General features: G+C 63.3%; 26 protein-coding genes and 1 other RNA gene. 16 read left to right on the top strand and 11 right to left on the bottom strand.

Annotated features, from left to right (window positions below):
- Window positions 1-339 precede the first annotated feature (339 nt).
- A complete protein-coding gene (locus tag V1283_RS02880; RefSeq protein ID WP_334384934.1) occupies window positions 340-1,641 on the top strand; it encodes an MFS transporter in 1,302 nt (433 codons plus the stop codon).
- Between the two features lie 248 nt (window positions 1,642-1,889).
- Here V1283_RS02880 and V1283_RS02885 read toward each other — a convergent pair whose 3' ends face one another.
- On the bottom strand, window positions 1,890-2,060 hold the full coding sequence (locus V1283_RS02885) for a zinc finger domain-containing protein (RefSeq protein ID WP_334384935.1): 171 nt from the start codon (window positions 2,058-2,060) through the stop codon (window positions 1,890-1,892).
- A 284-nt stretch (window positions 2,061-2,344) separates the two neighbouring features.
- Window positions 2,345-2,716 carry a hypothetical protein gene (locus V1283_RS02890; protein WP_334384936.1) on the bottom strand — a complete coding sequence of 124 codons (372 nt, stop codon included), beginning with the start codon at window positions 2,714-2,716 and terminating at the stop codon, window positions 2,345-2,347.
- A gap of 156 nt (window positions 2,717-2,872) precedes the next feature.
- Here V1283_RS02890 and V1283_RS02895 point away from each other — a divergent pair, with 156 nt between their 5' ends.
- Window positions 2,873-3,136: a hypothetical protein gene (locus tag V1283_RS02895; RefSeq protein ID WP_334384937.1), complete on the top strand. Its 264-nt coding sequence runs from the start codon at window positions 2,873-2,875 to the stop codon at window positions 3,134-3,136.
- A gap of 102 nt (window positions 3,137-3,238) precedes the next feature.
- On the opposite strand, the gene V1283_RS02900 is transcribed toward V1283_RS02895, so the two are convergent.
- On the bottom strand, window positions 3,239-4,315 hold the full coding sequence (locus V1283_RS02900; RefSeq protein WP_334384938.1) for a M23 family metallopeptidase: 1,077 nt from the start codon (window positions 4,313-4,315) through the stop codon (window positions 3,239-3,241).
- 51 nt (window positions 4,316-4,366) lie between these two features.
- On the bottom strand, window positions 4,367-4,978 hold the full coding sequence (locus V1283_RS02905) for a TetR/AcrR family transcriptional regulator (protein ID WP_334384939.1): 612 nt from the start codon (window positions 4,976-4,978) through the stop codon (window positions 4,367-4,369).
- 112 nt (window positions 4,979-5,090) lie between these two features.
- Between V1283_RS02905 and V1283_RS02910 the strand changes: the two genes are divergently transcribed.
- Both V1283_RS02910 and V1283_RS02915 read left to right on the top strand, forming a co-directional pair.
- Complete coding sequence (locus tag V1283_RS02910) at window positions 5,091-6,323, top strand: cytochrome P450 (protein WP_334384940.1); 1,233 nt, start codon at window positions 5,091-5,093, stop codon at window positions 6,321-6,323.
- 180 nt (window positions 6,324-6,503) lie between these two features.
- Window positions 6,504-10,139 carry an AsmA family protein gene (locus V1283_RS02915; RefSeq protein ID WP_334384941.1) on the top strand — a complete coding sequence of 1,212 codons (3,636 nt, stop codon included), beginning with the start codon at window positions 6,504-6,506 and terminating at the stop codon, window positions 10,137-10,139.
- 5 nt (window positions 10,140-10,144) lie between these two features.
- Here V1283_RS02915 and V1283_RS02920 read toward each other — a convergent pair whose 3' ends face one another.
- Window positions 10,145-11,038, bottom strand: coding sequence for a LysR family transcriptional regulator (locus V1283_RS02920; RefSeq protein WP_334384942.1), 894 nt, complete (start codon window positions 11,036-11,038; stop codon window positions 10,145-10,147).
- A gap of 97 nt (window positions 11,039-11,135) precedes the next feature.
- Here V1283_RS02920 and V1283_RS02925 point away from each other — a divergent pair, with 97 nt between their 5' ends.
- The 3 genes from V1283_RS02925 to V1283_RS02935 all read left to right on the top strand — a co-directional run bounded on the left by V1283_RS02925 (window position 11,136) and on the right by V1283_RS02935 (window position 13,326).
- The gene (locus tag V1283_RS02925) at window positions 11,136-12,005 is read left to right on the top strand and encodes an NmrA/HSCARG family protein (protein ID WP_334384943.1); all 870 of its coding nucleotides are present in this window, start codon (window positions 11,136-11,138) and stop codon (window positions 12,003-12,005) included.
- Between the two features lie 102 nt (window positions 12,006-12,107).
- On the top strand, window positions 12,108-12,776 hold the full coding sequence (locus tag V1283_RS02930; RefSeq protein ID WP_334392939.1) for an NAD(P)-dependent oxidoreductase: 669 nt from the start codon (window positions 12,108-12,110) through the stop codon (window positions 12,774-12,776).
- Between the two features lie 196 nt (window positions 12,777-12,972).
- Window positions 12,973-13,326, top strand: coding sequence for a hypothetical protein (locus V1283_RS02935; RefSeq protein WP_334384944.1), 354 nt, complete (start codon window positions 12,973-12,975; stop codon window positions 13,324-13,326).
- Window positions 13,327-13,413: 87 nt separating this feature from the next.
- Here V1283_RS02935 and V1283_RS02940 read toward each other — a convergent pair whose 3' ends face one another.
- The gene (locus V1283_RS02940; protein WP_334384945.1) at window positions 13,414-14,988 is read right to left on the bottom strand and encodes an ABC-F family ATP-binding cassette domain-containing protein; all 1,575 of its coding nucleotides are present in this window, start codon (window positions 14,986-14,988) and stop codon (window positions 13,414-13,416) included.
- Window positions 14,989-15,318: 330 nt separating this feature from the next.
- Between V1283_RS02940 and V1283_RS02945 the strand changes: the two genes are divergently transcribed.
- Entirely contained in the window at window positions 15,319-15,906 is a 588-nt protein-coding gene (locus V1283_RS02945; RefSeq protein ID WP_334384946.1) for a tetratricopeptide repeat protein, read from the top strand.
- Between the two features lie 55 nt (window positions 15,907-15,961).
- Here the strand turns inward: V1283_RS02945 and V1283_RS02950 are convergent, their stop codons facing one another.
- From V1283_RS02950 to ssrA, 5 genes are all read right to left on the bottom strand, one after another.
- Complete coding sequence (locus V1283_RS02950; protein WP_334384947.1) at window positions 15,962-16,219, bottom strand: ribbon-helix-helix domain-containing protein; 258 nt, start codon at window positions 16,217-16,219, stop codon at window positions 15,962-15,964.
- Entirely contained in the window at window positions 16,216-16,404 is a 189-nt protein-coding gene (locus V1283_RS02955; protein ID WP_334384948.1) for a DUF4169 family protein, read from the bottom strand. Before V1283_RS02955 ends, V1283_RS02950 begins: the two co-directional genes overlap by 4 nt.
- A gap of 277 nt (window positions 16,405-16,681) precedes the next feature.
- On the bottom strand, window positions 16,682-18,097 hold the full coding sequence (fumC, locus tag V1283_RS02960; RefSeq protein WP_334384949.1) for a class II fumarate hydratase: 1,416 nt from the start codon (window positions 18,095-18,097) through the stop codon (window positions 16,682-16,684).
- A gap of 73 nt (window positions 18,098-18,170) precedes the next feature.
- Entirely contained in the window at window positions 18,171-18,689 is a 519-nt protein-coding gene (locus tag V1283_RS02965; protein ID WP_334384950.1) for an SspB family protein, read from the bottom strand.
- Window positions 18,690-18,833: 144 nt separating this feature from the next.
- Window positions 18,834-19,194: a transfer-messenger RNA gene (gene ssrA / locus V1283_RS02970) on the bottom strand.
- 388 nt (window positions 19,195-19,582) lie between these two features.
- Between ssrA and V1283_RS02975 the strand changes: the two genes are divergently transcribed.
- From V1283_RS02975 to hflC, 8 genes are all read left to right on the top strand, one after another.
- A complete protein-coding gene (locus tag V1283_RS02975) occupies window positions 19,583-20,083 on the top strand; it encodes a tripartite tricarboxylate transporter TctB family protein (protein WP_334384951.1) in 501 nt (166 codons plus the stop codon).
- Between the two features lie 7 nt (window positions 20,084-20,090).
- Complete coding sequence (locus V1283_RS02980; protein WP_334384952.1) at window positions 20,091-21,656, top strand: tripartite tricarboxylate transporter permease; 1,566 nt, start codon at window positions 20,091-20,093, stop codon at window positions 21,654-21,656.
- A gap of 112 nt (window positions 21,657-21,768) precedes the next feature.
- Window positions 21,769-22,752, top strand: a complete 984-nt coding sequence (locus V1283_RS02985; RefSeq protein ID WP_334384953.1) for a tripartite tricarboxylate transporter substrate binding protein BugD — start codon at window positions 21,769-21,771, stop codon at window positions 22,750-22,752.
- A 175-nt stretch (window positions 22,753-22,927) separates the two neighbouring features.
- On the top strand, window positions 22,928-23,722 hold the full coding sequence (locus tag V1283_RS02990; RefSeq protein ID WP_334384954.1) for a thymidylate synthase: 795 nt from the start codon (window positions 22,928-22,930) through the stop codon (window positions 23,720-23,722).
- 19 nt (window positions 23,723-23,741) lie between these two features.
- Entirely contained in the window at window positions 23,742-24,227 is a 486-nt protein-coding gene (locus tag V1283_RS02995) for a GNAT family N-acetyltransferase (protein WP_334384955.1), read from the top strand.
- Window positions 24,227-24,739, top strand: coding sequence for a dihydrofolate reductase (locus tag V1283_RS03000; protein WP_334384956.1), 513 nt, complete (start codon window positions 24,227-24,229; stop codon window positions 24,737-24,739). Before V1283_RS02995 ends, V1283_RS03000 begins: the two co-directional genes overlap by 1 nt.
- 172 nt (window positions 24,740-24,911) lie before the next feature.
- A complete protein-coding gene (hflK, locus tag V1283_RS03005; protein ID WP_334384957.1) occupies window positions 24,912-26,048 on the top strand; it encodes an FtsH protease activity modulator HflK in 1,137 nt (378 codons plus the stop codon).
- Window positions 26,045-26,944: a protease modulator HflC gene (gene hflC / locus V1283_RS03010; protein ID WP_334384958.1), complete on the top strand. Its 900-nt coding sequence runs from the start codon at window positions 26,045-26,047 to the stop codon at window positions 26,942-26,944. The genes hflK and hflC overlap by 4 nt, the downstream gene beginning before the upstream one ends.
- Window positions 26,945-26,998: the final 54 nt, after the last annotated feature.

A 26,998-nucleotide genomic window follows, 5' to 3' on the forward strand; every position in this document is an offset into this window, starting at 1 on the left:
AGCCTCCATGGCCGTGCTTGGCGTGGCGCGACAGCGCTCTACTTGGTCGCGACAAGCCGACAGTCTACTCCATATGTCGGTGGTCGGCGACACCGGATTTTAGCAGCTTCTGGCAGCCCTTCCGGCTGAGCAGTGCTCGGTATCGGCTCGAGGTCTCCCGCAAGATCCTGGAGAGAGTTACCGCCACAAGGTTTTGCTTCAATTGGATCGGCTAGACAAAAAGCTTGACCGCGTTGTCTACTGGTGGTCGGAAGAATGAAAATAGAAGCGCGCTTCGATGCGCCCGCCATTCCGAACTCGTACGAACTCCGAACGCAGTCTCCCAACTAGAAAAACCTGATGCGTCTTCCCTTCTTCTACGGCTGGCTGATCGTCGTGGTGACGTTCGTCACCATGGCCATCGGTGTCAATGCGCGGACGGCGTTCTCGCTGTTCTTTCCGCCGATCATTTCCGAGTTCGGATGGGAGCGCGGCGTCACCGCCGGCGCCTTCTCCTTCGGCTTCGTGGTTTCGGGCGCCGTCAGTCCGCTGATCGGGCGCATGATGGATCGCTTCGGGCCGCGTGGGGTGATGGAGCTCGGCGTCGCGCTGATGGGCGGCGGGCTGTTGCTGGCGCCGCTGACGACGCAGCCCTGGCATCTCTATCTCACCATCGGCGTGATGGTCGGCGCGGGGAGCGTGTGCCTCGGCTATTCCGGCCAATCGCTGTTCCTGCCGAACTGGTTCATCCGCCGCCGCGGGCTGGCCATGGGGCTCGCCTTTGCCGGCGTCGGCATCGGTTCGGTGACGTTGCTGCCGTGGGTGCAGCACATGATCGAGCAGACCGGCTGGCGCACCGCCTGCACCGCGATGGGCATTCTGGTGCTCGCCGTGCTCGCGCCGATCAATTTCTTGCTGCGCAAGCGCCCCGAGGATATCGGGCTGCGGCCGGATGGCGATGCCGCGCTGTCGGCGACATCGGCAGCACCGGTCTCGAACGTCGTCGATCCCGTGTGGACCAATACCGACTGGACGCTGCGCCGCGCGCTGCGCACCGCGCGATTCTGGTGGATCTCGCTCGGCTATTTCTGCGGCCTCTACATCTGGTACGCGGTGCAGGTGCACCAGACCAAATTCCTGCTCGACGTCGGCTTTTCCGCCAATGTCGCGGTGTGGGCGCTCGGCGTCGTCAGCCTGCTCGGCATTCCCGGCCAGATCTGGCTCGGGCATCTCTCCGACCGGATCGGGCGTGAATGGATCTGGGCCATCAGTTGCGCCGGCTTTGCGATCTGCTTCGCGGCGCTGATCGCCTTGAAATTCGCGCCGGTGTTGCCGCTGGTCTATCTCATGATCTTCACGCAAGGCGCGCTCGGCTATGGCCTGACCTCGATCATGGGCGCGGTGGTGCTGGAAATTTTCCAGGGCAAGCAATACGGCAGCATCTTCGGCACCATCATGCTGGCCGCATTGGCCGGCGGCGCCGCGGGGCCGTGGGCAACCGGGCTGCTGTACGATCTTTCAGGCAGCTACACGCTGGCCTTTGCGATCGGCATCGCCATCAGCATCCTGTCGGCGGTTGCGATCTGGCGGGCGTCGCCGCGCAAGGTGAGGGCGGTCGCGGGACAGATGCACAAGGCGCAAGGAAGCAGCAGCGCGGGTTAGGGTGTTTACTCATAAAGCGAGAGATGGCCGCTTTTGAGGCTAAAGCAGACATGCGCTGGTCATCCCGGTATTTCTCCTTTTGACCCGAAGCGGACCTGAAGTGACGTCCGGACCAGCCCGCGAATTAGCGAGAGGGCGCGGTCCTACATCGAGACGCTTCTACCCATTGCCGAGGAGCATCCAAACCACCAGCACGATCGAGAGAGAAACCAAAGCCGAAGTAATATGGAGCGGGTATGGATCATTCTTCATTCGAAATCTCCCAGAGGTGCGGAAGCGTCCACAATCTTTCCCTTGCCTTCGCAGGCATTGCATTTGACGGGATAGATTTTGCGGCCCGGCTGTACCGGCTGCAGCACCACAGGGTAGCCCGTTCCCATGCAGGCTTCACACGTATGCTCTTTGATCTTCGTCGTCATGTTGATCCTTTCAGGCCGCCCAAGGAAAATTGACAAAAGAGGCAGCGGATCTACTTGCCGGCGCGCGGGCGGGCCGGTGTGGTTCGCAAGAAAAAGCGCGCGAGACGTCAGCGACCGAGTGTCAGATACGGGGCCATGGTTGCGGAGTTGTCCTCCTGAAAGCCAGTTAGCAGCACATAGGAGCCGAACAGGACGACTGCCAACAAGCAAAGGACAAGATAGGAAGGCCGTCCGAACTTGTATTCACTCATTTCGCTGGATCCCTATCTCGGCGAACCGACCGCTCAGCTCTTGCTGGCCGTCTTTGAGAGCTCGGCTTCTACGCCGGCTGCGCACGCCCTGGCAAATGAATAGTCCATACTCGTGGCGGCAACTGTCTTCACGAATTCGCCGATGACGTTGTCCCTTGAATATGAGCCCGCCGCCTTGAACTTGGCGACGGCGCCGTCAGCCGCAGTGAACTGCGCGACGCACATCGGGACCAGGACAGACATCCGGCCGCTGTTCTCTGCCACTACGCTCATGGTTCGTGCAGTGCCGCCGGTGACCCAGCCGCCCCAGATAAATCCGATCGTCATCGCCGCAACAGCGCCGAAAGCGATACCTTGGAGGAAGCGGGTCCGCGACTCACCTTGCAAAATGGCGGGTATTCTCATGAGGGTCTCCTTTGTTGCGCGCAGAAGTGCGTTCGCAGCCGCAGATGCCGCTCGCATCCGCGCCTTGTGAAGTATCCTGCCTGTGAGATTGCGCCTTCCGATGGCGCTCCAGCTGCCGCTACGACGACAAGCAGCGACTTCGGACGTCGCCGCTTCATGGACAGCTCCAAGGTGAGCAACTGCCACCTTCTTGTTGACGGTAGACTGTTGTCCTGCTGCTGTACAGCGCGTTCTTATCTTGTTCGGCGCAAACCTGCCGATCTACCGGTCGAGCAGGCCACGCCCTTCCAGACCGTCCTCAATCTCGCCACCACGAAGAAGCTCGGCCTGCTGGTGCCGTCATCGCTCTTGCTGCGCGCCGACGAGGTGTTCGAATGGTGCGGCCGGACTTCCGGTTTTGGCACAAAGCAGACATACTGAAGGCCCGCTCGGATGTCCTCTTCCAAGGGCAATAGGGACAAGTCTATGGGCATTCCGGATTTATGAGTACACGCCCAATCTCGTAGCGCTCTCAACCACGGCTCACCGGGAACGCGCTTCAATGTCGAACCTCTTTCGCACCACTTCCGCCCCGTCTCTGATTACACGGTAGGTCGCGGTGTAGCGGCCGGCAGGCCACGCGGCCTCGGTGCGCTTTTTCCCGGCGATGACGAGGAACTGCGCCTTGTCGCGGTCGAGCGCGGGAAGGTTGGCGGCGGAGAGCGAAGCGCCGCCCGGGCTCTGCACGGTGAGGAATTGCTGATCGCCGGCCTGCAGGCCGATGGCCCGGACATAGGCGACGAGGGCATCCGAGCCCGGCGTGACGGGATGCTTGCCGATTTCCCCGGACTCGATCAGCTCCATGGTCGGCGCGATACCGGCAAAGCCGTAATCGATGATTTTCCGGGGACGGTATTGCATCTGTTCGCCAAGGGAAGCGGCCCAGAGCGAGCGGCCGCCGCCGCAGGAATTCTCAGGTGCACCATAGGCAAAGGGGTCTACGATCTTTCCGCCGCGCCGCACCGTGAAGTGTAGATGAAAGAATTCGGTATCGCCGGACAAGCCGACCACTCCGATCGGCTGCCCCGTCGTCAGTTGATCGCCAGGCTTGACCCGGACGCTGCCCTTGGCCATGTGGCAATATTGGGTGCGCCAGCCGCCCTCGTGTTCGATGAGCACGCCGTTGCCGCATTCCTTGCCGGCGATCGCGGCTTTTCCCGCGGTCCTGATCGAAACGTCTTCCATGTCGTTTCGCCCGCCGATCACGCGTCCCGGCGCCGCGGCGAGAACCTCCACGCCCTGTCTCTGGATTTCCTGATTGCGAATCCTGATATCGGTGCCGTCGTGACCGTTATAGCTGCGCGCGCCGCAGCGATAGTCGCGGACCTTGTCCGAGGCGTCGTGATCGACATAGTTCTGAAAGAAGCAGGTCAGGCTGGGTCGGCACTTGATCGGCAGCGCGAGCGAAATGACTTCCTCGGCCTTGGCGTCGATCGGGGCGCCAAGGCACAGCAAAATCAAGGCCAGGCATTTCAGGCGCGCACTGCCGAGTGCATTGAAACGACGCAGGCGTCGGGGCGCGGAATAGGTCGAATTTCCGGTGTCGGCATTCGCAGGCATTTGCTCATGCTGGCGATTTATAATGACCTGCGTGAGGCGGATATTTTCGGCTCAGGCCGATGAAATCCCCATCGTCCTCTGCAGGTCGCCGATGGCGCGAAAAAAGCTGTCGGGTGACGTGGTCTCGGGATCGATCAGGCGGTGCAGACGAAAACCGTCCTCCAGCGCCAGCACCAGCGCGCCGGCCCATACCGGATTGAGAATGGTCGTCCTGCCGCTGTTCCTGGCCGTGGTCTCGATGATGTCGGTAACCAGTTTTCGCCGGGCGCGCAGCCGCTTGGCGAGCTCGGGCCGGCGCTTTTCGGCGCGCGCCACGAACAAGATCATTTCCATATGCAGCAGGGGAGAGCGGCCGAGCGGATCCTGCTGGCTGCGGCTCATGGTCTTCAGCGCATCGATGAAATCCGCAAGGTTCTTGTGCCGCTCGAGCAGATCGCGGATGCGCCCGATGGATTGCTCGACGTGATCCTCGAGCATGGCGATGATCAGCTCGTCCTTGCTCTTGAAATTCGAATAGAACGCCCCGCGCGTAAAGCCGGCCGCCGCCGCGATCGCCTCGATGCTGGCGCCGCCTATACCCTGTTCCTCGAACACGCGCGCCGCCGCCTCGAACAGCTTGTCGCGGGTATCGTCCCTTGTGGGTCTCGTTCGCACTCTTGACATCCGGCCAGTTTAGGCGAGAATGCAACTCAATACAATAATGTATCGAGTTTCGATCGATCGGCCCGGGGAAACCCGCTGTACTGTCCACAGCCCGCAACCAGTTGAGGTCACCATGAACGAGCATGTTCAGACTGCCAGCAGCGCGCCGCTGTTCAACCCGCTGGACCCGGAATTCATCCGCAACCCCTATCCCCATTACGAGCGGATGCGCAGCACCGATCCGGTGCACCTGACGCCGCTCGGCGTATATGTCGCCAGCCGCCACGCCGAGGTCAGCCTCGTGGTGCGCGACAAGCGGTTCGGCAAGGACTATGTCGAGCGAACGATCCGCCGCTACGGCCCGAAGATCATGGACGAGCCGGTGTTCCGCAGCATGAGCCACTGGATGCTGCAGCAGGATCCGCCGGACCACACCCGCCTGCGCGGGCTGGTGGTGAAGGCCTTCACCGCGCGCCGGGTCGAGGACATGCGTCCGCGCATCCAGCAGATCGTCGACGAGACGCTCGACCGCATCATCCCGCAGGGCAAGATGGACCTGATCGAGGATTTCGCGTTCCGCCTGCCGGTCACCATCATCTGCGACATGCTCGGAATCCCTGAGGAGCATCGCGAGGCGTTTTACGCCGGTTCGCGCGACGGCGGCCGGATACTCGATCCGGTGCCGCTGTCGCCGGAAGAGATCAAGCAGGGCAACGCCGGCAATGCGATGGCGGCGATGTATTTCCAGCAGTTGTTCGAGCTGCGGCGCAAGAACCCGGGCGATGACCTGACGACGCAATTGGTGCATGCTGAGGAAGACGGCAGCAAGCTCACCAATGAGGAGCTGACCGCCAATATCATTCTGTTGTTCGGCGCGGGCCACGAGACTACCGTCAACCTGATCGGCAACGGCCTGCTGGCGCTGTATCGCAATCCCGACCAGCTGGCGCTGCTCAAGGCCAGGCCCGAGCTCATCACCAACGCCATCGAGGAATTCCTGCGCTACGATTCATCGGTGCAGCTGACCGGCCGGGTGGCGCTGGAAGACATCGACGATCTCGGCGGAAAACGCATCCCGAAGGGCGAGAGCGTGCTGTGCCTGCTCGGCTCGGCCAATCACGACCCCGCGGTCTATCCCGACCACCCGGAACGCCTCGATATCGCCAGGCCCAATGTCAGGCCGCTGTCCTTTGGCGGCGGCATCCATTTCTGCCTCGGCGCCCAGTTGGCGCGGATCGAGGCCGAAGTCGCGATTTCGACCCTGCTTCGGCGGATCCCGGACCTGCGGCTGGATGACGCTGTCAATCCGGAATGGCGGCCGACCTTCGTCTTGCGTGGTCTGAAGCGCCTGCCGGCGAGCTGGTAACGCCCTGGCGGTGGTTTTGAGTCCCTGGCTCCGGTTATAAGGGCTCCAGCCGGAGCCGGTTGGTGCCTGTCAGTATGCCGCTGTGACTCCGCCACACTTCTCTCTATATTCCGGGCTTGCTCCGGGGCCGGGTTCGGCGTAGCGCGGCCTGCACGCCGGGGCGGTTCAAGGGGAGACACCGTGCAGACGACGCTGCTCGGCTTGGCAATTGCCTTCATCATTGCGTTGATTGCCGCGCTTGTCGGGCCGTATTTCATCGACTGGAACCAGTTCCGGCCGCAATTCGAGGCCGAGGCGACGCGAATCATCGGCACACCGGTCCGCGTCGGCGGCAAGCTCGACGCGCGGCTGTTGCCGGCGCCGTCGCTGCAGCTGCACTCGGTCGTGGTCGGCGGCGCCAACGATCTCGGCAAGGTTCGCGCCGACAAGCTCGACGTGGAATTCAGCCTGGGCTCGCTGATGCGCGGCGAGGTGCGCGCCACCCAATTGACGATCAACGGCCTGTCGCTCGACCTCGGGCTCGACGCCAAGGGGCGTATCGATTGGCCGGCATCGACCGGGATGGTCAATCTGGGCTCGCTGGCGATCGACCGGCTCAATCTCACCGGCCGCATCGCCCTGCATGACGCGGCCAGCCGCTCTACGCTCGAACTGAACGACATCGCCTTCAGCGGCGACGTGCGTTCGCTGGCGGGCTCGATCCGCGGTGACGGCAATTTCATGCTGTCGGGCATACGCTATCCGTTTCGCGTCTCGTCGGGGCAGGGCCCCGACGGCAACGGCACCCGCGTGCATCTCAATATCGACCCGGGCCAGCGCGCGCTCGCGATCGATCTCGACGGCGTCTTGAATTTCGATGCCCGCGCGCCGCGCTTCGAAGGCGCGATGACGCTCGTCGCGCCTCCCGGCCAGAAGGGTAAGGGCAATGATCCACCGTGGCGAATTGCGGCGAAGGTCAAAACCGATTACGTGGCGGCGCGGCTCGAACAAATCGAGGCGAGCTTTGGCCCCGAGGAGCGCGCGCTGAAACTTTCAGGCAGCGGCGACATCCGTTTTGGTGCGGCGCCGCTGTTGCGCGCGGCGCTGTCGGCGCGCCAGCTCGATGCCGACAGGTTCTTCACCAAGGACAATGCCGCTGAGCCGGTTCGCGCGCTGCCGGCGTTGCAGGCGCTCGCCACGCTCGTTCCGCATCTACCGATTCCGGCGCAGATCGAGCTGACATCCGAGCAGGTCATGCTGGGCGGACGCCCGTTGCAGGATATTTCTGCCGAGGTGCGTGGCGACGACAAATCCTGGAGCCTGCGGCGACTGGAGTTTCGCGCGCCCGGCGCAACCAGGGTTTCTCTCAGCGAGGCCGGCGCGAAGAACGTTCCGCCGGACCGTTTCAAGGTCGCGCTCAGCGTCGAATCGTCCGATCCCGAGGCATTGTTGACCTGGCTGCAGGGCCGCGGCGACACCGCCTATCGCAGCCAGAAGCCGCTTCGGCTGCGCGGCGATGTGACCGTCGCGCCCGAGGGCTTTGCCATCGACGCCATGAGGGCCGACATCGAAGGCGGCACGTTGGAGGGGCGGGTGCTGGTGTCGCACCGGCAGGCGATTCACAGCTCTCGGGTCGAGGCGGAACTGAAGGCGGAGCGTCTCGATCTCGATGCCGCCACGGCCGTCGCGCGGTCGCTGGCGGGACCGCAAGGCGAGTGGCCGGAGGAGGGAAAGCTTTCGCTCGACGTCGGCCGCGCTATCTCCGCCGGGCAGGAGCTCAGTCCGCTGCTCGCCAGACTGGCCTATTCGCCAACAAAAATATCGATCGAGCAGTTGAAGATCGGCCAGCTTGAAAGCGTGACGCTGGACGGCGCGGGCAATTTCGACCGCGTCAACGCGACCGGATGGTTCGCGCTCAATTCGAGCGCCGCCTCGCTCGGCCAGTTGACCAACCTGATCGTTCCCTTTTCACCGGCGCTGGCCGCGCGGCTCAATGCGATGGGGACCAGCCCGGGCGCAGCGCGGCTGAAGCTGGCGCTCGACCTCACCAGGAGTGCCGGACAGTCCGATCGCGTCCACGCGCGCGCCACGGCCGACCTCGACTCGCTGCTGCTCAAGGGCGTCACCACGATCACCGCGAGGCCGACCGTCGCGGCCATCCAGGGCATCGATCTCGCCGCGCTCCGGAGCAGCGAGGTCGGGATCGAGTCGAAATTGTCGTCCGAGCAGGGCCGCGCTCTGCTTGTCTTGCTCGGCCTCGATCGGGTCGTTGCGGCGGGCGACGGCCCGGCGCAATTCGAAGGCAGCGCGACAGGCGCGTGGGGCGGGCCGTTGCGGCTCAAGGCAAAGATCTCGGGGACGGGGCTCGCGGCCGAAGCGGAAGGCTCCGCCGAACCATGGGCCCAGGAGGCCAAGGCCGATCTCTCTCTGAAAGTCAGCCGCGCCGATTTCGGGCCGCTGCTCGATCTCAAGCCGGCGGATACGCTGGCGCAGAACATCGGCCTGTCTTCGCGCGTGCAGCTCACCGGCAGCAAGCTGACCTTCGACGACCTTGACAGCAGCGTCGGCGGCTCGCGCCTGCGCGGCAGCCTGGCGGTGACGCTCGGCGAGGAGAAGGAGATCGAGGGCGAAATCGGCGCTGAGCAGATTGCGCTGGCGCCGGCCTTTGCGCTCGCGCTCGGCGCCGCCGGACACGATGCCGCCGAGCCGCTCGGCACGGGGCTCGCAAAGGGCTGGCGCGGCAGAATCGCGTTTCAGGCACTGCGCGGGCTGCTGCCGGGTGGAAGCGAATTGCAGCCGGTGAGCGGCGTAATCAAGAGCGATGGCCAGTCGCTGAGCTTCGACTCCATCAAAGGCAAGATCGGCGGCGGCGAAGTCACCGCCAGTATGGATGCCAAACAAGGCGCGAACGGCATTGCCTTGAACGCAAGTGTCCAGTTCTCCGGCGTCGACGGCACGGCGTTGCGCTATCGCAATCTCGCGATGCCCGCAGGCCGTGCGTCGATGCAGATGACGCTGACGAGTCAGGGCCGCAGCGCCTCGGCGCTGGCGGGCGCGCTGTCCGGCAGCGGCACATTGACTCTGGAGGCAGCGAGGATTTCGGGCCTCGATCCGCGCGCTTTCGAAGTGGCGGTCCGCGCCAATGACAGCGGGCAGGCCAAGGACGATGTCCGACTGAAGCAGATCGTCGAATCTGCGTTGCCGGCCGGCGCGCTTGCGGTGCCTTCCGCGCAGATCCCGTTTACCATCAGGGACGGCCGGCTTCGCGTGGGGGCCACGACGCTGGACGGCAACGGCGTGCGGGCCACCGTCTCCGGCGGATACGATATCGCCGCCGATCAGGCCGATATCCGCGCCGCGCTTTCCCTCACGATGACGACCGGGCGTCCGGAAATTCAACTGCTTGCCGTGGGCACGCCCGACGCGCTCAGCCGCAGCGTCGACGTCGCCCCATTGTCTTCGTGGCTGGCGGTGCGCGCGATCGATCACGAAACCCGAAGGCTCGATGCCATCGAGCGTGGCGAGCCGCCGCCGCCGGCGCCGCCGCCGATCGTGCTGCCCGCGGATGGACAAGCGCCGATCCAGGAGGCGGTGCCGAGCGCGCCAGTGGCCCCAAAGGGCGGCCGCGACCGGCGACCTCCGGCGAAGAAGGCGACGGCGCCGCGTCCACCCGTCGTCAATGCGCCGCCCGCACCCGTTGCTGGCGCGCCGCAGGTTGCGCCGCTGCCGCCGCCGATCGACGTGCGGCCCGCGCCGGGCTCCGCCGCCAAGCCGAAACCGCGTCCGCCGCTGGCGCTGACGCCGCAGGTCGCCAATCCGCCGCCGCGCTCGAATTAGGATTGTCATCCCCCGATGTAGGACGCCAACTCGTCAGGCGTACCCTTCGGAAAAGCTTCCTTTAGATAGTCGAGGAACGCGGATACGCGGGCGCTCAACAGCCGCCGCGACGGGTAGAGCGTCCATAGGTTGATGTCTGGTCCGTCTACGTCACCCCAATGCACCAGCGTGCCGGCGGCCAGGTCGTGACTCACCAGCGACACCGGGAGACGTCCGGCGCCGACCCCTGCTCGCACCGCATCGCGCACCATGATGAGCGAAGACAGGCGAAGGACCGGATCGATCGCGATGCGCGATCTTCCGGTTGGCGAGGTTACCTCCCAAACGACAGCCTGGTCGGCCGTCCCGCGCACGACAGCGGGAATACGCGAACCAACCGTCGGTCGCTTCAGGTCCGGGCTCGCCACGACGACGAGCCGGTCGCGCAGGAAGATTCGTCCGACCAGGCTTTCGTCCGGATCCGGATTGACCCGGATCACCACGTCGTAACCTTCCTCGATCATATCGACGGCTCGGTCCTCGGTCGTGATCTCAAGCCTGACCTCCGGATATTTCAATGCGAATTTGGCGGCGAGATTTCCCATCGCGGTCTGCGAGAAGAGCAAAGGCGCGCTAATTCTCAATCTACCCCGCGGCTTGTCCCCACCCGAAGCGATTGCCGCCGCGGCTTCGTCGAGCTCGGTCAGCAATGCCCCGGTTCTCTCGTAGAGTGCCCGCCCTTCCTGTGTGAGCTTCAACGCGCGCGCGCCACGCTCGAACAAGCGCAGGTCGAGGCTGCTCTCCAGTTCCGCAACCCGGCGGGACAGGGTCGCCTTCGGGCGTCCAGCGGCGCGCGCGGCCCGTCCGAAACCTCCGTGCCGGGCAACCAGGTTGAAGTCAGCGAGGGCGATCAAATCCATATGTTCCACCAGTGAGACGATCTGTTCAAATATAGCGTCTATCGGTCCAAATGTGGATCGTTAACTTCGGGGTTGTCTCAAACCCGGAGTGACCCCCATGACCATCCTCGTTACGGGCGCAACCGGCACAGTCGGCCGCCAAGTGATCGAACAGCTCGTCAAGCGCGGCGCCGATGTGCGCGCTCTCGTCCGCGATCCTGCCAAGGCCAGCTTCCCGGCCGGCGTCGCGGTCGCGCAGGGCGACCTGCTCGACGTCGACGCGCTGCGCAGTGCGTTCTCAGGTGTCTCCACCCTGTTCCTGCTCAACGCCGTCGCACCGGATGAATTCACGCAGGCGCTGATAGCACTCAACCTCGCCCGGCAGGCCGGCGTCGAGCGCATCGTCTATTTGTCGGTGATCCACAGCGATCTCTACGTGAACGTGCCGCACTTCGCCGGCAAGTTCGCTGTCGAACGGATGATCGAGAAGATGGGTTTTAACGCCACCATCTTGCGCCCGGCCTACTTCATGAACAACGATCTCACGATCAAGGACGTGGTGATCGGATATGGCGCGTACCCGATGCCGATCGGCAGCAAAGGGCTCGCCATGATCGACGCGCGCGACATTGGCGAGATCGCAGCCATCGAGCTCATCCGCCGCGAGCAGTCCGCCACGCCGCTGCCGCTCGACCGGATCAATCTTGTGGGTCCAGATCTGCTGACCGGCGCGGATGTCGCCGGCATCTGGTCGGAGGTGCTCGGCCGCCCGATCGCTTATCCCGGCGACGACACCGCCGGCTTCGAGAAGAACCTGCGGCAGTTCATGCCGAACTGGATGGCGTTCGACATGCGGCTGATGAGCGAGCGTTTCATCACGGAGGGAATGATCTCCGAGCCCGGCGACGCTGCGCGCCTGACAGCGCTTCTGGGCCGTCCTCTGCGCTCCTATCGCGACTTTGCTTCCGAGATCGTCGCCTCGACCTGACGACACAGGCCACGCACAGCCGCGATGGCAGGCTCCAATCATCATCGAAACACAACCGACGGGACTGTCTCTCGGGGCGTCCCGCTTTCCGAGGCAACTATCATGCATAATTCCGTAACCGATACCTTCCGGACGGCTCAACCGAAGATATTGGTTCTTGGGGCGACCGGCGGCACCGGCCGGCTGATCGTCAGCCAGGCGATAGCGCGAAAGTACGACGTCACCGTGCTGACGCGGTCCGTCGAAAAAGCGAGCGGTCTTGAGGGAGCGAAACTCATCGTCGGAGACGCGCGCGACGAGATCGTCTTGCGTCAAGCGCTCGAAGGCCGGGACGCCGTCATCAGTGCGCTCGGCACACCGGCCAGCCCGCTCCGCGAGGTGACATTTCTGTCGGCCGCAACGCGCGCACTCGTGAGCGCGATGAAGGCAGAGCAAGTCTCCCGCTTGATTTGCATCACCGGGATTGGCGCCGGCGACAGTGCCGGGCATGGCGGCTTCCTGTTCGACAACCTGATTTTCCCGCTCCTCCTGCGCAACGTGTACGCCGACAAGAACCGGCAGGAAGCGATCGTCAGAGAAAGCGGCCTCGACTGGGTTCTCGTTCGCCCGTCCATGTTGAACGACAAGCCTGGCCGCGATTCGATCCGGGCGCTCACGGATATGTCCGGCTTCCATGGTGGAACCATATCGCGAGAAAACGTTGGGAGGTTTGTTCTGGACCAATTGCACACCGACGCATGGCTGCATCGCTCTCCGTTGGTCACATGGTGAAGCGTTCCGATCGCCGTTCCATGCGAGCGTGCGGCAGGGCGCTGCGAGCCGCGGCCAATTCTACTTTGCATGGGGTTGTTTTCGATATTTTGTGTTCTGGGGTCCAAAGCCAGTGCCTGGTGCGCTCGAAACCCGGCCCCGTCTTTCGAAACATTAATTTCCCCGCCAGCGTCTCGTAATGGCGGAGTTGTCAATCATGCGGCCGACCAATCAAAGCGCGAGGTTTTCCGTGGGCCGTGCGTTGGAATACAACCTGACAACGCTGAGAGTTTCCCGGGCTTATGTCAGCCTGCTGTCCCGCCCTGAAGGCGACGCGGCAGCGATTTCTCTGGCGTGGATCGGGGACTATGAAATTCGTATGCACGCTGCTCCGCCGACCGGCGCCGTGAAGCAGCCGCTTTTCATCGTGGATATCTTTGACCATGACGCGCAACTCTTCATCGACAGTCGAGCTTGTTACGCTGTCGCGGAAGGCGCCGTCGCGTTCGACGAATTCCTGCGCATGGCTGAGCCGGTGACAGGCGGGACGCACTCCAAGCCCCCCGTCTGATTGCTGCGCGTGCGTCAAACAGGAGGTGGCGAGTTCGCCTGCCGCGTGAATGCACTATTTCTGCGTCGTATGTGCACCCGCGCTGGCCTAAAGCACGATCTCCCTTTCGATCCCGATCGTCCGCAAAAATGCCTCGTCGTGGCTGACCGCGATCAGCGCGCCGTCGAATCCCTTCAGCGCATTTTCCAGTTCCTCGATCGAGGCGAGATCGAGATGGTTGGTCGGCTCGTCCAGCAGCAGGAGGAACGGCGGCTGCGGGCGTGCGAAGACGCAGGCGAGGCCCGCGCGCAGCCGTTCGCCGCCTGAGAGCGTGGCCGCCATCTGCAGCGCGGCCCGGTTACGGAACGCAAACCGCGCGAGCGCAGCGTGCGCTTCGTTGGCCGAGAGCTCCGGATTGAGGCGGCGCAGATTGTCGAGAATGCTCAGCCCGGGATCGAGCAGGCCGATGTGCTGATCGAGTACGGCAATGCGGTCGGTGCGGCGGCCGACCTCGCCGCCCGCAGGTTTCAGCTCGCCGGTGAGCAGGCGGAACAGGGTGGTCTTGCCACTACCGTTGGCGCCGCGGATGGCGATCCGCTCGGGTCCGCGAACCTCGAATGACAGTGGTCCGAGCAGATGGCGTTCTCCGAAGGCCATCACCACGTCCTTCAACGCGATAAGTTCTCGCCCGCCGGGCAGATGAGTGCGCGGCAGGTCGATCGAAAGCGGCGTCAGGATCTCGACTTGCGCCCTGGCCATTTCCAGCGCCTCGGTGCGCTCCCCGAGCAGGCGGCCGGCGAGCTGGCTTTCGCGCGCGGCGCTGTTCTCGGCGCGCTCCTTCTCGCGGTCCATGAACATCTTGTCCTCGATGCCCTTGGCGCGCCAAGCCCGGCCGGCCTTGTCGCGGCGCGCCTTCTTTTCCCGCGCCTTCTGCAGAGCGCGCTCGGTGTTGCGTAAGGCATCCGAGGCGCGGTCGAGGTCATCAGCGGCGCGGGCGCGGGCGGCCTCGCGCGCTTCGGCAAAGGCCGACCACGCGCCGCCGAATATGCTGATGCCGATCGGCGTCAGCTCGACGATGCGGTCGACGCGTTCCAGCAGCGCGCGGTCGTGGCTGGCGACGAGGACGCCGCCCTGCCAGCGTTCGAGCAACTGCGCCACGGCCTGCCGGCCCTCGGCGTCGAGATTGTTGGTGGGCTCGTCGAGCAGCAGCACATCGGGCGCCTCGATCAGGAGACGCGCCAGCGCGAGGCGCGTTCGCTCGCCACCGCTCAGGGAGATGATCGGGCGATGCAGCGATAGCGACGGCAGTCCGGCTTCGGCCAGCGCCGCCTCGATCCGCGCTTCCAGCGTCCAATCCGCGTCCGCGGCGTCTTCAAGCGATCCTTCGCCGCGTTCGAGCCGGCGCAGCCGGGCAAGATCGCCGGCGACGCCGAGCGCCTCGTCGACCATCAGCCGTTCATCGCTCAGTTGCGCGAGCATGCCGATCGAGCCGATGCGTTGCAGCGATCCGCCTGCTGCTTCGATCTCGCCTGCGATCAGGCGAAGCAATGTGGATTTGCCGCAGCCGTTGCGGCCGACAAGGCCGGTGCGCTCGCGCCCGATCGCGAGCGTCAATCGATCGAAAAGCGGGCGTCCGTCAGGCGTGGCGAGGGAGATGGAATCCAGAACGAGAAAGGCAGGCATGGAGGGGCTTCCGAAAATGGACTGATGTCGCGAGGCGCGGTCAGCTTTGCGATGTCCATTTTTCTCTCCAGGCTTTCTCTGTGACGGGTCTTTTCCGTCAGTCTTCGTCTTCAGCCGGTCTCTTTCGCCGGTCTTCGTCGGGTTCCGCCCGCCGCATTCTGCGGGGAACTGCAACGACCATCAATTAGATACGCATTTGCCCGTCATTCGTCCAGCCTGCCGCAACGCGCAACACTTCGGCGTGCTCTGGCGGGAATACTTGACGCCCGGCGGGGTCTGTACCTGCGGCTGGACCGTGGATTCACTCACGCAGGAAAACCGGAGGTTCGCATGTTAAAATCGGCAATCAAGCTCGCAACGCTGGCAATGTTCTCGGTGGCGCTGATCGCTTCGCCGCCGTCCGTTCCCGCTTTTGCCGCGGGAGGCGGCGGCGATCCACCTTCGGCCAACCCGCCATCGCCACCGCCGCCGGGCAACAGATCCGCTCCGAGGTCGAGCGCCAAATCCAAGAAGAAGCCCACCAAACAGTCGAGCGCCGACGATGCCGTCTTCCGGCAGGGATATCGCGCCGCGCACGCGACGATCTATGAGCGCAACGATTATGCTGCCGCCATCGAGCAGCTCAAGGCGCTCGGCCACGACGACAACGCCGGCGTCGCCAACCTGATCGGCTATTCCTATCGCAAGCTCGGCGACTACAAGCTGTCGCAGATCTGGTACGAGCGCGCATTGAAGGCGGACCCGAACCATGTGTTGACGTGGCAGTATTACGGGCTGTGGCAGATCGAGCAGGGCAATCGCGACCAGGCATCGTATCATCTGAGCCGGATCGCAGCGATTTGCGGCACGGGCTGCGACGAATATCGGTCGTTGGCTGCGGCGCTCGAAAAGCCGCCGGGCACCGGACTCGTTTATTGAGCGTTGCGATGGAGCAAAGCGGGCGCGCTTGCGGCGCGCTCGCCCTGACCGAAGCCTAAGCCTGCGGCCGCGGCGCGTCCGCCGCGGCAGCCGGTATGGCGCGGGTGCGGAAATAATCGAGCACGAAAAGACGGATCGCTGAGGACAGATTGCCCTGCTGGCGGTTGCTGTCGATCTCGCCGACCAGCTCGGACAAGGTCATGTTCCGCAGCCCCGAGATTTCCTTCATGCCGTTCCAGAAAGCCTCTTCGAGGCTGACGCTGGTCTTGTGGCCGGCGACCACGATCGAGCGCTTGACGACTGGTGACTTCATGACGCGTCTCCGTCATCGAGCTTGTGCTGGTCCAAAAGATCGCCGGCGCGATCCTTGCGACGTTCATCGAGAGTACGTTCGGCTTTGGTCCGGCCAAACCGTGCACGGTTGGCGTCGGCCTGCCTTGCCGATTGTTCCTTCTCGCTACGCTTCTTAAATCGCTTCAGGTTGATCACGTCAGCCATGTTCGCCTCCATTATCCGGCGACTCGAAGGCATGATAATTCATTGGCTGGAAAAACGTCTTCACATCGTGCGCAAGCAAATTGGATCGTCATTCAGAATCCCCGTGTAGCGCTTACTGATAGCACCAAAAAATATATTTCGCTCTGCGAAAACCGAATAATGCTTTGCTCCTACCATGCGTCGACGTAACCGCGATAGATGATCAACCTCATTCTTCAGCAATGATCCATAATTTATATCTCTCTCCCGTAGTTTCCCGGGGGCGTCGCGGCGGCGATCAGCCCGGGTGTGTCATTTTGTCCGGCTGCACCAGGCGTTCGAATTCGGCGGCGTCGACAAATCCGAGGCGTACAGCCTCTTCCTTCAATGTTGTTCCGCGCGCGTGCGCCGATTTGGCGACCTTCGCCGCGTTGTCGTATCCGATCTTCGGTGCCAGCGCGGTGACCAGCATCAGCGAGCGCTCCATCAAATCGCGGATTCGCTTTTCGTCGGCGCGTATGCCCACCACGCAATGTTCGGTGAACGAACGCGCCGCGTCCGACAGCAGTTGAATGGAATGTATCATACAATATGCCAGTACGGGCTTGTAAACATTCAATTCGAAATGTCCCTGACTCCCGGCGACGGTGACAGTTGTCTGGTTGCCGAACACCTGACAGCAGACCATGGTCATCGCTTCGCACTGGGTCGGATTGACCTTGCCGGGCATGATCGATGAGCCCGGTTCGTTTTCCGGCAGGATCAATTCGCCGAGACCGGAACGCGGGCCCGAGCCCAACAGGCGAATGTCGTTGGCGATCTTGAACAGGCCGGTCGCCACCGAATTGATCGCGCCATGCACCATGACATAGGCGTCGTTGGAAGCCAGCGCCTCGAATTTGTTCGGCGCGCTGGTGAAGGGCAGCTTTGTGATTTTCGCGACGTGGCTGGCAAACAGCTTTGCAAATCCCGGTTTCGAGTTGAGGCCGGTGCCGACAGCAGTTCCGCCCTGCGCCAGCGGGAACAGATCTTTCACCGCGACGCGCAGCCGCGCGATGCCGCTTTCGACCTGGGCGGCATAACCGGAGAATTCCTGTCCGAGCGTTAGCGGCGTCGCATCCTGGGTGTGGGTTCGTCCGATCTTGACGATTTTTGCGAAGGCCTTTTCCTTCCTGCGCAATTCGCGATGCAGCTCAGTGAGCGCCGGAATCAGGTCGGCGATGATGCGATCTGCCGCGGCGATATGCATCGCGGTCGGAAATGAATCGTTCGACGACTGGCTCATATTGACGTGGTCGTTGGGGTGAACCGGCTCCTTGGCGCCGAGTTTGCCGCCTAGCAACTCGTTGGCCCGGTTGGCGATCACCTCGTTGAGGTTCATGTTGCTCTGGGTGCCGGAGCCGGTCTGCCAGACGACGAGAGGAAAGTGGTCGTCGAGCTTGCCTTCGATTACCTCGCGTGCGGCGCGGGTGATGGCGCCGGCGCGCCGCGCATCGAGCAATCCGAGCTCACGATTGGTTTGAGCAGAGGCGAGCTTGACGATACCGAGGGCATGGACGATCGCCATCGGCATGCGATCCTGGCCGATTTTGAAATTCTGTCGCGAGCGTTCGGTTTGCGCGCCCCAATAGCGATCGGCGGGAACGTCGATCGGACCGAAGCTGTCGGTCTCGCTGCGGGTGGATTTGTTTCCGGATGTTTCTGATCGAGCCATGCGTAATGTCCGTTGCGCCGTGAAAATGGCGTAACGTGCACACTACAGCTTAGCGAATTTTCTCGCGCGCAGATTATTTCTTGCGGAAACGATCCAGCCGAACCACTTCCGCGCCTTCGCCACCCTTCGCCGGCTCGTCCTTGCTTTCCGCGGCGGGCTCCGGCGCGGCAACGGGCAGGGCGGCGGACGGCGCCGGAACTGTCGGCAGCTTCGCTGCTGGTGCCTCGGCCGTCGCCTCTGACGGCTCGAATTGCAGTCCGAACTGCACCGAAGGATCGAGGAAGCTCTTGATCGCCGCGAACGGCACCACCAGTCGCTCGGGGATGCCGCCGAACGACAGGCCGACCTCGAAACGATCCTCTGTCACCACCAGGTCCCAGAACTGATGCTGCAGGATGATCGTCATCTCTTCCGGATATTGCGCCAAGAGCCGCGGCGACAGCTTCACGCCGTCGGCGGTGGACAGGAAGGTGATGAAGAAATGGTGCTCGCCCGGAAGGCCGTGTTCGGCGGCGTCGGTCAGCACGCGGCGCAGCACCCCGCGCAACGCGTCGCGCGCCAGCACGTCATAACGGATGTGATCGGTCGCCATGGTCGTCCTGTTACGTTGAATGGCTGCCGGTCCCCCGACTCGCCCCTTTGCCCCATGCTACTCCGGCGGGAGCCGCAGGTCAGCAGGCGTGACGGAGCGAATTTGCGGCAGAACGGCGTCATCGGGCGGAAATGGAAAGAATAAAGTGGAGGCTTCTGTTGCCAGGTGCCTCCGAACCCCGCCTAGCGGAGCTTAACCCACTAGGACTTTAGACTTGGTCTTTCAAACTGCGTTACGCAGCCTGAGCAACCGGAGCATAGTTGTCGTTTGCAACTATTGCATAGCCCGATAACGGCGGAACCATACCGAGAAAAAACTCGCCCTTTACGCCCTCGTCGATCCTGGTTCGCCCCCGCCGAAACCCATCCCCGGGAAGGGGTGGGCTTGGGTGGAGGCGCCGGGTACTGCCCCCGGGTCCGAATGGTTTATTGCGACGGTCATTTATTTCCATAGCCGGCGAACCGGCACCCCCAATATAAGGTGCAAGTTTGGAGAAAAATAGGGCCGAACGCACTGAACAGGAAGGGAACGCGGTCCGCCGGACTTTCGGTTTGGTGTCGCTCAGTTGCGGTTTCGCCACGGATTCGAGCATTCCCGAAATGCGACGGGCGCGGGCTACGTCCCGGCGCCGCACGAATTTTCGGCAGTCGGCCGCGCGGATCGCGCTGCTGGTCGCCAAGCGCTCCGGGGTGCTGCGGTACGCAATCGCAAAGGTTGCGATCTGCAGCCCTCTTGATAGGCCTGATTGAATTTTACGATTTCATTTGCCATTCGGCTCGGAGGCGTTTTGGGTTTTGCTGGCGTTGTCTGAGGAAACTCGCTACGCAGTTTCCGGGACAAGCATACCTGTTATCCAATCAACGGGCGAAGCCCGCTTTGGGGGAGGAGTATCCATGGACGCTACGCCGGGCCAAGCGCCGGTAAAATCTGTCATGCCAAAGTGGGTTCGCGGCCCGCAGGACTTCATCGGGGGAATAGCCCTGATGGCTATCGCCTTGTTCGCCCTTTGGGCGTCGAGCGACCTGCAGGGCATGCGCGGATTCTCGTTCGGCGCCGGCACCGCGCCGCGGATGTTCGGATTTCTGCTGCTGGGCCTCGGCGCCGCCGTCACCCTCGTCGGCGTTCTGAGCGAAGGCGCGCATCTTGCAAAATACCACTGGCGAGGTCCGCTGTTCGTGTCGCTGGCGATTCTGTCGTTTGCCATCACGATCCGGCCGATGGGAATGATCTTCGCGGCCATGACAAGCTTTCTAGTCTCGGCTTGCGGAACGGCGGAGACGCGGTGGATAGAAACGCTGATCGTCGGGGCCTGCCTGACGGCGTTTTGCGCTCTTTTGTTTCCTTACGCGCTCGGTCTGCCTTTGCAGCTCCTGCCGACTTTCATGATCCGTTGAGGGCCCGATGGGAGATCTCTTTTCAAATCTTGGGCTCGGCTTCGGCGTCGTTTTCCAGCTCGTACAGTGGACGCCTGCCTTTCTTGGCGGGGCTTCGATTCCGATCCCCGTCAACATTCTGCTGTGCCTGATCGGCGCGCTGGTCGGCACGCTGGTCGGCGTGCTGCCGGGCATCGGCACCATCGCCACCGTGGCCATGCTGCTTCCGATCACCTTTGGTCTGCCGCCGGTGGGGGCGCTGATCATGCTGGCCGGCATCTATTATGGTGCGCAGTATGGCGGCTCCACCACGTCGATCCTGGTCAACATTCCCGGTGAGGCCGGGTCTGTGGTCACCGCGCTTGACGGCTTCCAGATGGCCAAACAGGGCCGCGCCGGTCCGGCGCTGGCGATCGCTGCGATCGGCTCGTTCTTCGCCGGCTGCGTCTCGACCGTTCTGATCGCCGTGCTGGGCGCGCCGCTCACCAAGCTCGCGCTGGCCTTTGGACCTGCCGAATATTTCTCGCTGATGGTGCTCGGCCTGATCTTCGCGGTCGTGCTTGCGAAGGGTTCGGTGCTGAAGGCAATCGCGATGATCGTACTGGGTTTGCTGCTTTCGATGGTGGGATCCGACATCGAAACCGGCGCGTCGCGCATGGCCTTCAACATTCCCGAACTGGCCGACGGTCTCGGCTTCGCCACGGTGGCGATGGGGCTGTTCGGTTTTGCGGAGATCATCCGCAATCTCGATGTCGGCGGCGAAAGCGATCGCGAACTGGTTCAGCAAAAGGTCACGGGCCTGATGCCGACCAAGAAGGACATGATCGATTCCACGCCGGCGATCCTGCGCGGCACCGTGCTTGGATCGATCCTCGGCATTCTGCCGGGCGGCGGCGCCGTGATCGCATCGTTCGCGGCCTACACGCTCGAAAAGAAGGTTTCGAAAACACCGCAGAAGTTCGGCCGCGGCGCGATCCAGGGCGTTGCGGCGCCTGAAAGCGCCAACAATGCCGCGGCGCAGACCTCGTTCATCCCGCTGCTGACGCTCGGCATTCCGCCGAACGCGGTGATGGCGCTGATGGTCGGCGCGATGACCATTCACGGCATCGTGCCCGGTCCTCAGGTGATGCAGAAGCAGCCGGAGCTCGTCTGGGGCATGATCGCCTCGATGTGGGTCGGCAATTTGATGCTGCTCGTCATCAACCTGCCGCTGGTCGGCATCTGGGTGCGGCTCTTGCGGGTGCCGTATCGCCTGATGTTCCCGGCCATCGTGATCTTCTGTTCCATCGGCATCTACTCGGTGAACAACGCCCCGGTCGATGTCGTCCTCGCCGGTGCGTTCGGGCTGGTCGGCTACTGGCTGGTCAAGCACGATTTCGAGCCGGCGCCGCTGCTGCTCGGCATGGTGCTCGGGCCGTTGATGGAAGAGAACCTGCGGCGGGCACTTCTGATCTCACGCGGTGACTGGTCAGTGTTCCTGACCCGGCCGTTGTCGGCGGTGCTGATGGCAACCGCCGCTACCCTGCTCGTGCTGGCCGTCCTGCCAACGCTGCGCAAGAAGCGCGACGAGGTTTTCGTCGAGTCCGAGAACTAGCCTGCGGCGGTGGGCCGCAGGCCGGGGTCTGTTCGGCCCCGGGCGAAATGCTAAAGAGCAAATGCCGGCTTGGGAGAGCCGGCATTTGTTTACGGGCTCAAGGATTTTCAACATGAACTGGCATGGACGCTCGCTTGCGGGCGGTTGTCTGGCTGCGCTTGCCGGGCTGGCATTGCTATCTGCGCCGGCGCAGGCTCAGACCTATCCGACGCGCAGCATCACCATGATCGTGCCGTTCGCGGCAGGCGGTCCGACCGATGTCATCGCTCGCATCGTCACCGGCCACATGGCGCAGACGCTCGGTCAAACCATCATCATCGAGAACGTGGTCGGCGCCGGCGGCACCACCGCCACTGCGCGCGCGGCGCGCGCCGCCAATGACGGCTATACGCTGATCACCGGGCATATGGGCACGCATGCGGCCTCGGTGCCGCTTTATCCCAAGCTCGCCTATCACCCGGAGAAGGATTTCGAGCCGGTCGGGCTGCTCGCCGGCACGCCGATCCTGATCCTGGCGCGCAAGGACCTGCCGCCAAAGGACCTCAGGGAATTCATCGCCTACGTCAAAGCGAACGAGACCAAGGTCAACGCGGCGCATGCCGGCGTCGGCTCGGTCTCGAACGTATCATGCGAGCTGCTGAACTCGGTCCTCGGCGTCAAGCCGATCGGCGTCCCCTTCAACGGCACGGGACCTGCGATGAACGCGCTGGTGGCCGGGCAGGTCGACTACATGTGCGACCAGATCGTCAACGCCGTGCCGCAGATCAACGGCGGCACCATCAAGGCCTATGCCGTGGCGACGCCCGAGCGCAACCCGTCTTTGCCAAATGTTCCCACCACCGCCGAGGCCGGCCTGCCGGCCTTCCAGGCCCAGGCGTGGAACGCGATCTTCGCGCCGAAGGGAACGCCTGCGGATGTCGTCGCCAAATTGAACGCCGCGGTCGTCAAGGCGCTCGATGACGAGGGCGTGCGCAAGCGCCTGCTCGATCTCGGCAGCGTCATCCCGGCTCCGGCCGATCGTACGCCGGCCGCATTGGGAACCCTGGTGAAGAACGAAATCGCGAAGTGGACGCCGGTGCTCAAGCCGGTGAATTAACCCACATAATCAAGGCGATGGACGAGGGGTGGGACGCAGGTTCCGCTCCTTGTCGTTTGCGGCCGGAATCATCATTTTTCCGGGTATAATCGGTGTGTGAAGCCGAATCGGCGTGTCGATCGGATGTCCCGGCCGCTAAATTCGCCGTTCTGATAAAAGGCCTGAAGCACCAGCGATGAACCAGTATCACGACCTGCTCGAACGTATCCTCTCCGACGGCGCGGAAAAGCACGACCGTACCGGCACCGGCACGCTGTCGATCTTCGGTCACCAGATGCGGTTCAACCTGTCGGCCGGGTTTCCGATGCTGACCACCAAGCGGTTGCCGCTGAAGGCGATCGTGCACGAATTGCTGTGGTTTCTCGCCGGCGACACCAACATCAAATATCTCAAGGATAACGGCGTTTCGATCTGGGATGAATGGGCCGACGCCAACGGCGATCTGGGCCCGGTCTACGGATCGCAGTGGCGCTCGTGGCCGGCGCCGGACGGGCGCAGCATTGATCAGATCTCCAACGTCGTCGACATGATCAAGCGCAACCCGGATTCGCGGCGGCTGATCGTGAGCGCGTGGAATCCGGCCGACGTCGACAAGATGGCGCTGCCGCCCTGTCACTGCCTGTTTCAGTTCTACGTCGCCAACGGCAAGCTCTCTTGCCAGCTCTATCAGCGTTCCGCCGATGTGTTCCTCGGCGTGCCCTTCAACATCGCGTCCTATGCGTTGCTGACCATGATGGTCGCGCAGGTGACCGGATTGAAGCCCGGCGATTTCGTGCACTCGCTCGGCGACGCACATCTGTACTCCAACCATCTCGAACAGGCGCGGCTGCAACTGACGCGGCCGACGCGACCGTTGCCAGTCATGAAGATCAATCCTGATGTGAAGGATATCTTCGCGTTCCGTTACGAGGATTTTGCGCTCGAAGGCTACGATCCGCACCCGCACATCAAGGCCGCAGTTGCTGTATGAGTAGCGGTGTGAGCATCTGATGTCCCTTCTGATCCGCCGTGCGCGGTCCGGCGAAGCAGGACTTGTCCTGTCCTTTGTTCGCGAACTCGCCGAATACGAAAAGCTGTTGCACGAAATGGAGGTGACGGAGATCGACATCGGTGCGGCGCTGTTCGGCGCCAATCCGCGATTGTTCTGCGAGATCGCCGAGTGGGACGGCGAGCCGGTCGGCTTCGCGGTCTGGTTTCTCAATTTCTCGACCTTCAGCGGCCGCTCCGGGATCTATCTGGAAGATCTGTTTGTCCGTCCCGCGTTGCGCGGCAAGGGCATCGGCAAGGCGCTCCTGGTGCATCTTGCAAAAGAATGCGTGACGAACGGCTGGTCGCGCTTGCAATGGTCGGTGCTCGACTGGAACACGCCGTCGATCGAGTTCTATAAATCGCTCGGCGCCGAACTGATGGACGAGTGGACGGTTTGCCGTGTCGGCGGTCCGGCGCTGACGGCACTCGCGAAAGGAGGGCGGTAATGGAAATCGTTCTCATCGTGGCGGTCGCCGAGAATGGCGTCATCGGGCACGACAATACAATTCCCTGGCGCCTGAAATCCGATCAGCAGCGCTTGAAGGCGATTACCTTGAACAAGCCCGTGGTGATGGGACGCAAGACCTTCGAATCGCTGCGCCGGCCGCTTCCGGGCCGGACCAACATCGTCGTCACGCGTGATCCGAGCTACCGAGCCAACGGCGCCGTCGTCACGACGTCGTTCGAAGATGCCCGTGCGATCGCGCATGGTGACGCACTGCGGCGTTTCGCCACTGAGATTGCCGTGCTTGGCGGCGCGAAGGTCTATGCACAGTGGATGGCCGTGGCCGACCGCCTGGAAATCACGGAAGTACATGCCCGGCCCGAGGGCGATACGCATTTCGCCGCAATCGATGTGATGGCTTGGGAGGAGGTGGCGCGGGTGCGGAATCCGGCTGGCCCCGACGACAGCGCCGATTTCTCCTATGTGACATTTCGCCGGCGTAAGCAGCATTAACCTCGCTAACCAATGTTTGCATTGACAATTATGGCGTCAGGCATAGCTGCTTCGAGCGGTAAGCTTGCGTTGTAAGGGGCCTAGCGGTCCCCTATAAAGCCGGGCGGATATGCGAGGCTTAAGGCATCCTGCCCCACAGGCGGACCCGGGCCCCCCGCAGAGGAGAGTTTATATGCCGTGGAAGAATCAAGGCGGAGGCCCATGGGGCCAGGGTCCCAAGGGACCATGGGGCGGCGGTCCGCAATCGGTCGGGCCAAGGCCCCCCGATCTGGAGGACCTTCTGCGGCGCGGCCAGGACAAGCTGCAGCAGCTTCTGCCGGGCGGCCATTTCAGCGGCATGGGCATCGCGCTGGTGCTGGTGGGCGCGCTGGCGATCTGGGGATTGTCCGGATTCTTCCGCGTGCAGTCGGAAGAACTCGGCGTCGTGCTGCGCTTCGGCAAGCACGTGCGCACCGTTGACCCCGGCCTGAACTATCATCTGCCCTATCCGATCGAAAGCGTGCTGCTGCCGAAGGCGCTGCGCGTTTCCACCATCTCGATTGGCATGACGCTGATCGACGATCCGGCGCGGCGCGGCCGCACCATGCGGGACGTGCCGGAAGAAAGCCTGATGCTGACCGGCGACGAAAACATCGTCGACGTCGACTTCACCGTGCTGTGGCGGATCAAGCCGAACGGCGTCGGCAATTTCCTGTTCAACATCCAGAATCCCGAAGGCACCGTGAAGGCGGTGGCCGAAAGCGCGATGCGCGAGGTGATCGGGCGTTCCATGATCCAGCCGATCCTCACCGGCGCCCGCAATACGACCGAGCAGGCCGTCCAGGAGTTGATGCAGAAGACGCTGGATAATTACGGCTCCGGCGTTCAGATCACGCAGGTGCAGATGCAGAAGGTCGACCCGCCCACGCAGGTCATCGACGCGTTCCGCGACGTGCAGGCCGCGCGCGCCGATTTCGAGCGGCTGCAGAACGAGGCGCAGACCTATGCCAACCGCGTCGTTCCCGACGCACGCGGGCGCGCCGCGCAGATCCTGCAGGTGGCCGAAGGCTACAAGGAACAGGCGGTCGCCGAGGCCAAGGGCCAGAGCGCGCGCTTCCAGAAGGTTTACGACGAATACAAGAAGGCGCCCGACGTGACGCGGCAGCGAATTTATCTCGAGACGATGGAAAAGATTCTCGGCGGGTCCGAGAAACTGGTCTATGACGGCGGCAACTCCGCACAGAGCATCGTGCCGTATCTGCCGCTCAGCGAATTGACGCCGCGCCGGCCGCCGCCGACGACTGGTCAGCAGCAGGGAGGCACCCGATGAGGTCTCCGGTTGCAGGTATTGTCACCCTGGTCGCGCTGTTTGTCGTGGCGATCGTGTTCTACAGTTCGATCTTCACGGTGTCGCAGACCGAACAGGCGCTCGTGGTCCGGCTCGGCCGGCCGGTTGACGTCGTGTCGGAACCGGGCCTGAACTTCAAGGCGCCGTTCATCGACACCGTCATCAGCATCGACAAGCGGATCCTCGATCTGGAAAATCCGTCGCAGGAAGTCATCGCTTCCGACCAGAAGCGGCTCGTCGTCGACGCCTTCGCCCGCTACCGGATCAAGAACCCGCTGCGCTTCTATCAGAGCATCGGCTCGATCCAGGCCGCCAACATCCAGCTCACCACGCTATTGAACGCGTCGCTGCGCCGCGTGCTGGGCGAGGTCACCTTCATCAATGTGGTGCGCGACGAACGCGAGAACCTGATGACGCGCATCCGCGAGCAGCTCGACCGGGAGGCCGATCAGTACGGCATTCAGGTGGTCGACGTGCGTATCCGCCGCGCCGACCTGCCGGAGCAGAACAGCCTGGCGGTCTACAAGCGCATGCAGACCGAACGTGAGCGCGAGGCTCAGGAGTTCCGCGCCCAGGGCGGCCAGAAGGCACAGGAGATCCGCTCCAAGGCCGATCGCGAAGCGACCGTCATCATCGCCGATGCCAATTCGACCGCCGAGCAGACCCGCGGCGTCGGCGACGCCGAACGCAACCGGCTGTTCGCCGAGGCCTATGGCAGGGATCCGGAGTTCTTCGCCTTCTACCGTTCGATGTCGGCCTACGAGACCGGGCTTCGTTCCAGCGACACCCGCTTCCTGCTGCGGCCGGACTCCGAGTTCTTCCGCTTCTTCGCCAATCCGTCCGGCCATGCGCCGGCGGCCGCAGCGCCGAAGCCGTAAACTCCGGCCGGATACACGCGTTACGGCGAAGCACAATGTGCAATTGCACATTGG

This window comes from Bradyrhizobium sp. AZCC 2262 (assembly GCF_036924535.1).
Taxonomy (GTDB): domain Bacteria; phylum Pseudomonadota; class Alphaproteobacteria; order Rhizobiales; family Xanthobacteraceae; genus Bradyrhizobium.

What these genes read in the sequence shown, in the direction of transcription:
- hflK (WP_334384957.1), top strand. Translation starts at nt 24,912, where the DNA reads ATGCCGTGGAAGAATCAAGGCGGAGGCCCATGGGGCCAGGGTCCCAAG.
- V1283_RS02910 (WP_334384940.1), top strand. Translation starts at nt 5,091, where the DNA reads ATGAACGAGCATGTTCAGACTGCCAGCAGCGCGCCGCTGTTCAACCCG.
- V1283_RS02925 (WP_334384943.1), top strand. Translation starts at nt 11,136, where the DNA reads ATGACCATCCTCGTTACGGGCGCAACCGGCACAGTCGGCCGCCAAGTG.
- V1283_RS02920 (WP_334384942.1), bottom strand. Translation starts at nt 11,038, where the DNA reads ATGGATTTGATCGCCCTCGCTGACTTCAACCTGGTTGCCCGGCACGGA.
- V1283_RS02890 (WP_334384936.1), bottom strand. Translation starts at nt 2,716, where the DNA reads ATGAGAATACCCGCCATTTTGCAAGGTGAGTCGCGGACCCGCTTCCTC.
- V1283_RS02990 (WP_334384954.1), top strand. Translation starts at nt 22,928, where the DNA reads ATGAACCAGTATCACGACCTGCTCGAACGTATCCTCTCCGACGGCGCG.
- V1283_RS02930 (WP_334392939.1), top strand. Translation starts at nt 12,108, where the DNA reads ATGCATAATTCCGTAACCGATACCTTCCGGACGGCTCAACCGAAGATA.
- V1283_RS02945 (WP_334384946.1), top strand. Translation starts at nt 15,319, where the DNA reads ATGTTAAAATCGGCAATCAAGCTCGCAACGCTGGCAATGTTCTCGGTG.
- V1283_RS02935 (WP_334384944.1), top strand. Translation starts at nt 12,973, where the DNA reads ATGCGGCCGACCAATCAAAGCGCGAGGTTTTCCGTGGGCCGTGCGTTG.
- V1283_RS02940 (WP_334384945.1), bottom strand. Translation starts at nt 14,988, where the DNA reads ATGCCTGCCTTTCTCGTTCTGGATTCCATCTCCCTCGCCACGCCTGAC.
- V1283_RS02965 (WP_334384950.1), bottom strand. Translation starts at nt 18,689, where the DNA reads ATGGCGACCGATCACATCCGTTATGACGTGCTGGCGCGCGACGCGTTG.
- hflC (WP_334384958.1), top strand. Translation starts at nt 26,045, where the DNA reads ATGAGGTCTCCGGTTGCAGGTATTGTCACCCTGGTCGCGCTGTTTGTC.
- V1283_RS02980 (WP_334384952.1), top strand. Translation starts at nt 20,091, where the DNA reads ATGGGAGATCTCTTTTCAAATCTTGGGCTCGGCTTCGGCGTCGTTTTC.
- V1283_RS02880 (WP_334384934.1), top strand. Translation starts at nt 340, where the DNA reads ATGCGTCTTCCCTTCTTCTACGGCTGGCTGATCGTCGTGGTGACGTTC.
- V1283_RS02895 (WP_334384937.1), top strand. Translation starts at nt 2,873, where the DNA reads ATGGACAGCTCCAAGGTGAGCAACTGCCACCTTCTTGTTGACGGTAGA.
- V1283_RS02955 (WP_334384948.1), bottom strand. Translation starts at nt 16,404, where the DNA reads ATGGCTGACGTGATCAACCTGAAGCGATTTAAGAAGCGTAGCGAGAAG.
- V1283_RS02950 (WP_334384947.1), bottom strand. Translation starts at nt 16,219, where the DNA reads ATGAAGTCACCAGTCGTCAAGCGCTCGATCGTGGTCGCCGGCCACAAG.
- V1283_RS02985 (WP_334384953.1), top strand. Translation starts at nt 21,769, where the DNA reads ATGAACTGGCATGGACGCTCGCTTGCGGGCGGTTGTCTGGCTGCGCTT.
- V1283_RS02995 (WP_334384955.1), top strand. Translation starts at nt 23,742, where the DNA reads ATGTCCCTTCTGATCCGCCGTGCGCGGTCCGGCGAAGCAGGACTTGTC.
- V1283_RS02900 (WP_334384938.1), bottom strand. Translation starts at nt 4,315, where the DNA reads ATGCCTGCGAATGCCGACACCGGAAATTCGACCTATTCCGCGCCCCGA.
- V1283_RS03000 (WP_334384956.1), top strand. Translation starts at nt 24,227, where the DNA reads ATGGAAATCGTTCTCATCGTGGCGGTCGCCGAGAATGGCGTCATCGGG.
- V1283_RS02885 (WP_334384935.1), bottom strand. Translation starts at nt 2,060, where the DNA reads ATGACGACGAAGATCAAAGAGCATACGTGTGAAGCCTGCATGGGAACG.
- V1283_RS02905 (WP_334384939.1), bottom strand. Translation starts at nt 4,978, where the DNA reads ATGTCAAGAGTGCGAACGAGACCCACAAGGGACGATACCCGCGACAAG.
- V1283_RS02975 (WP_334384951.1), top strand. Translation starts at nt 19,583, where the DNA reads ATGGACGCTACGCCGGGCCAAGCGCCGGTAAAATCTGTCATGCCAAAG.
- fumC (WP_334384949.1), bottom strand. Translation starts at nt 18,097, where the DNA reads ATGGCTCGATCAGAAACATCCGGAAACAAATCCACCCGCAGCGAGACC.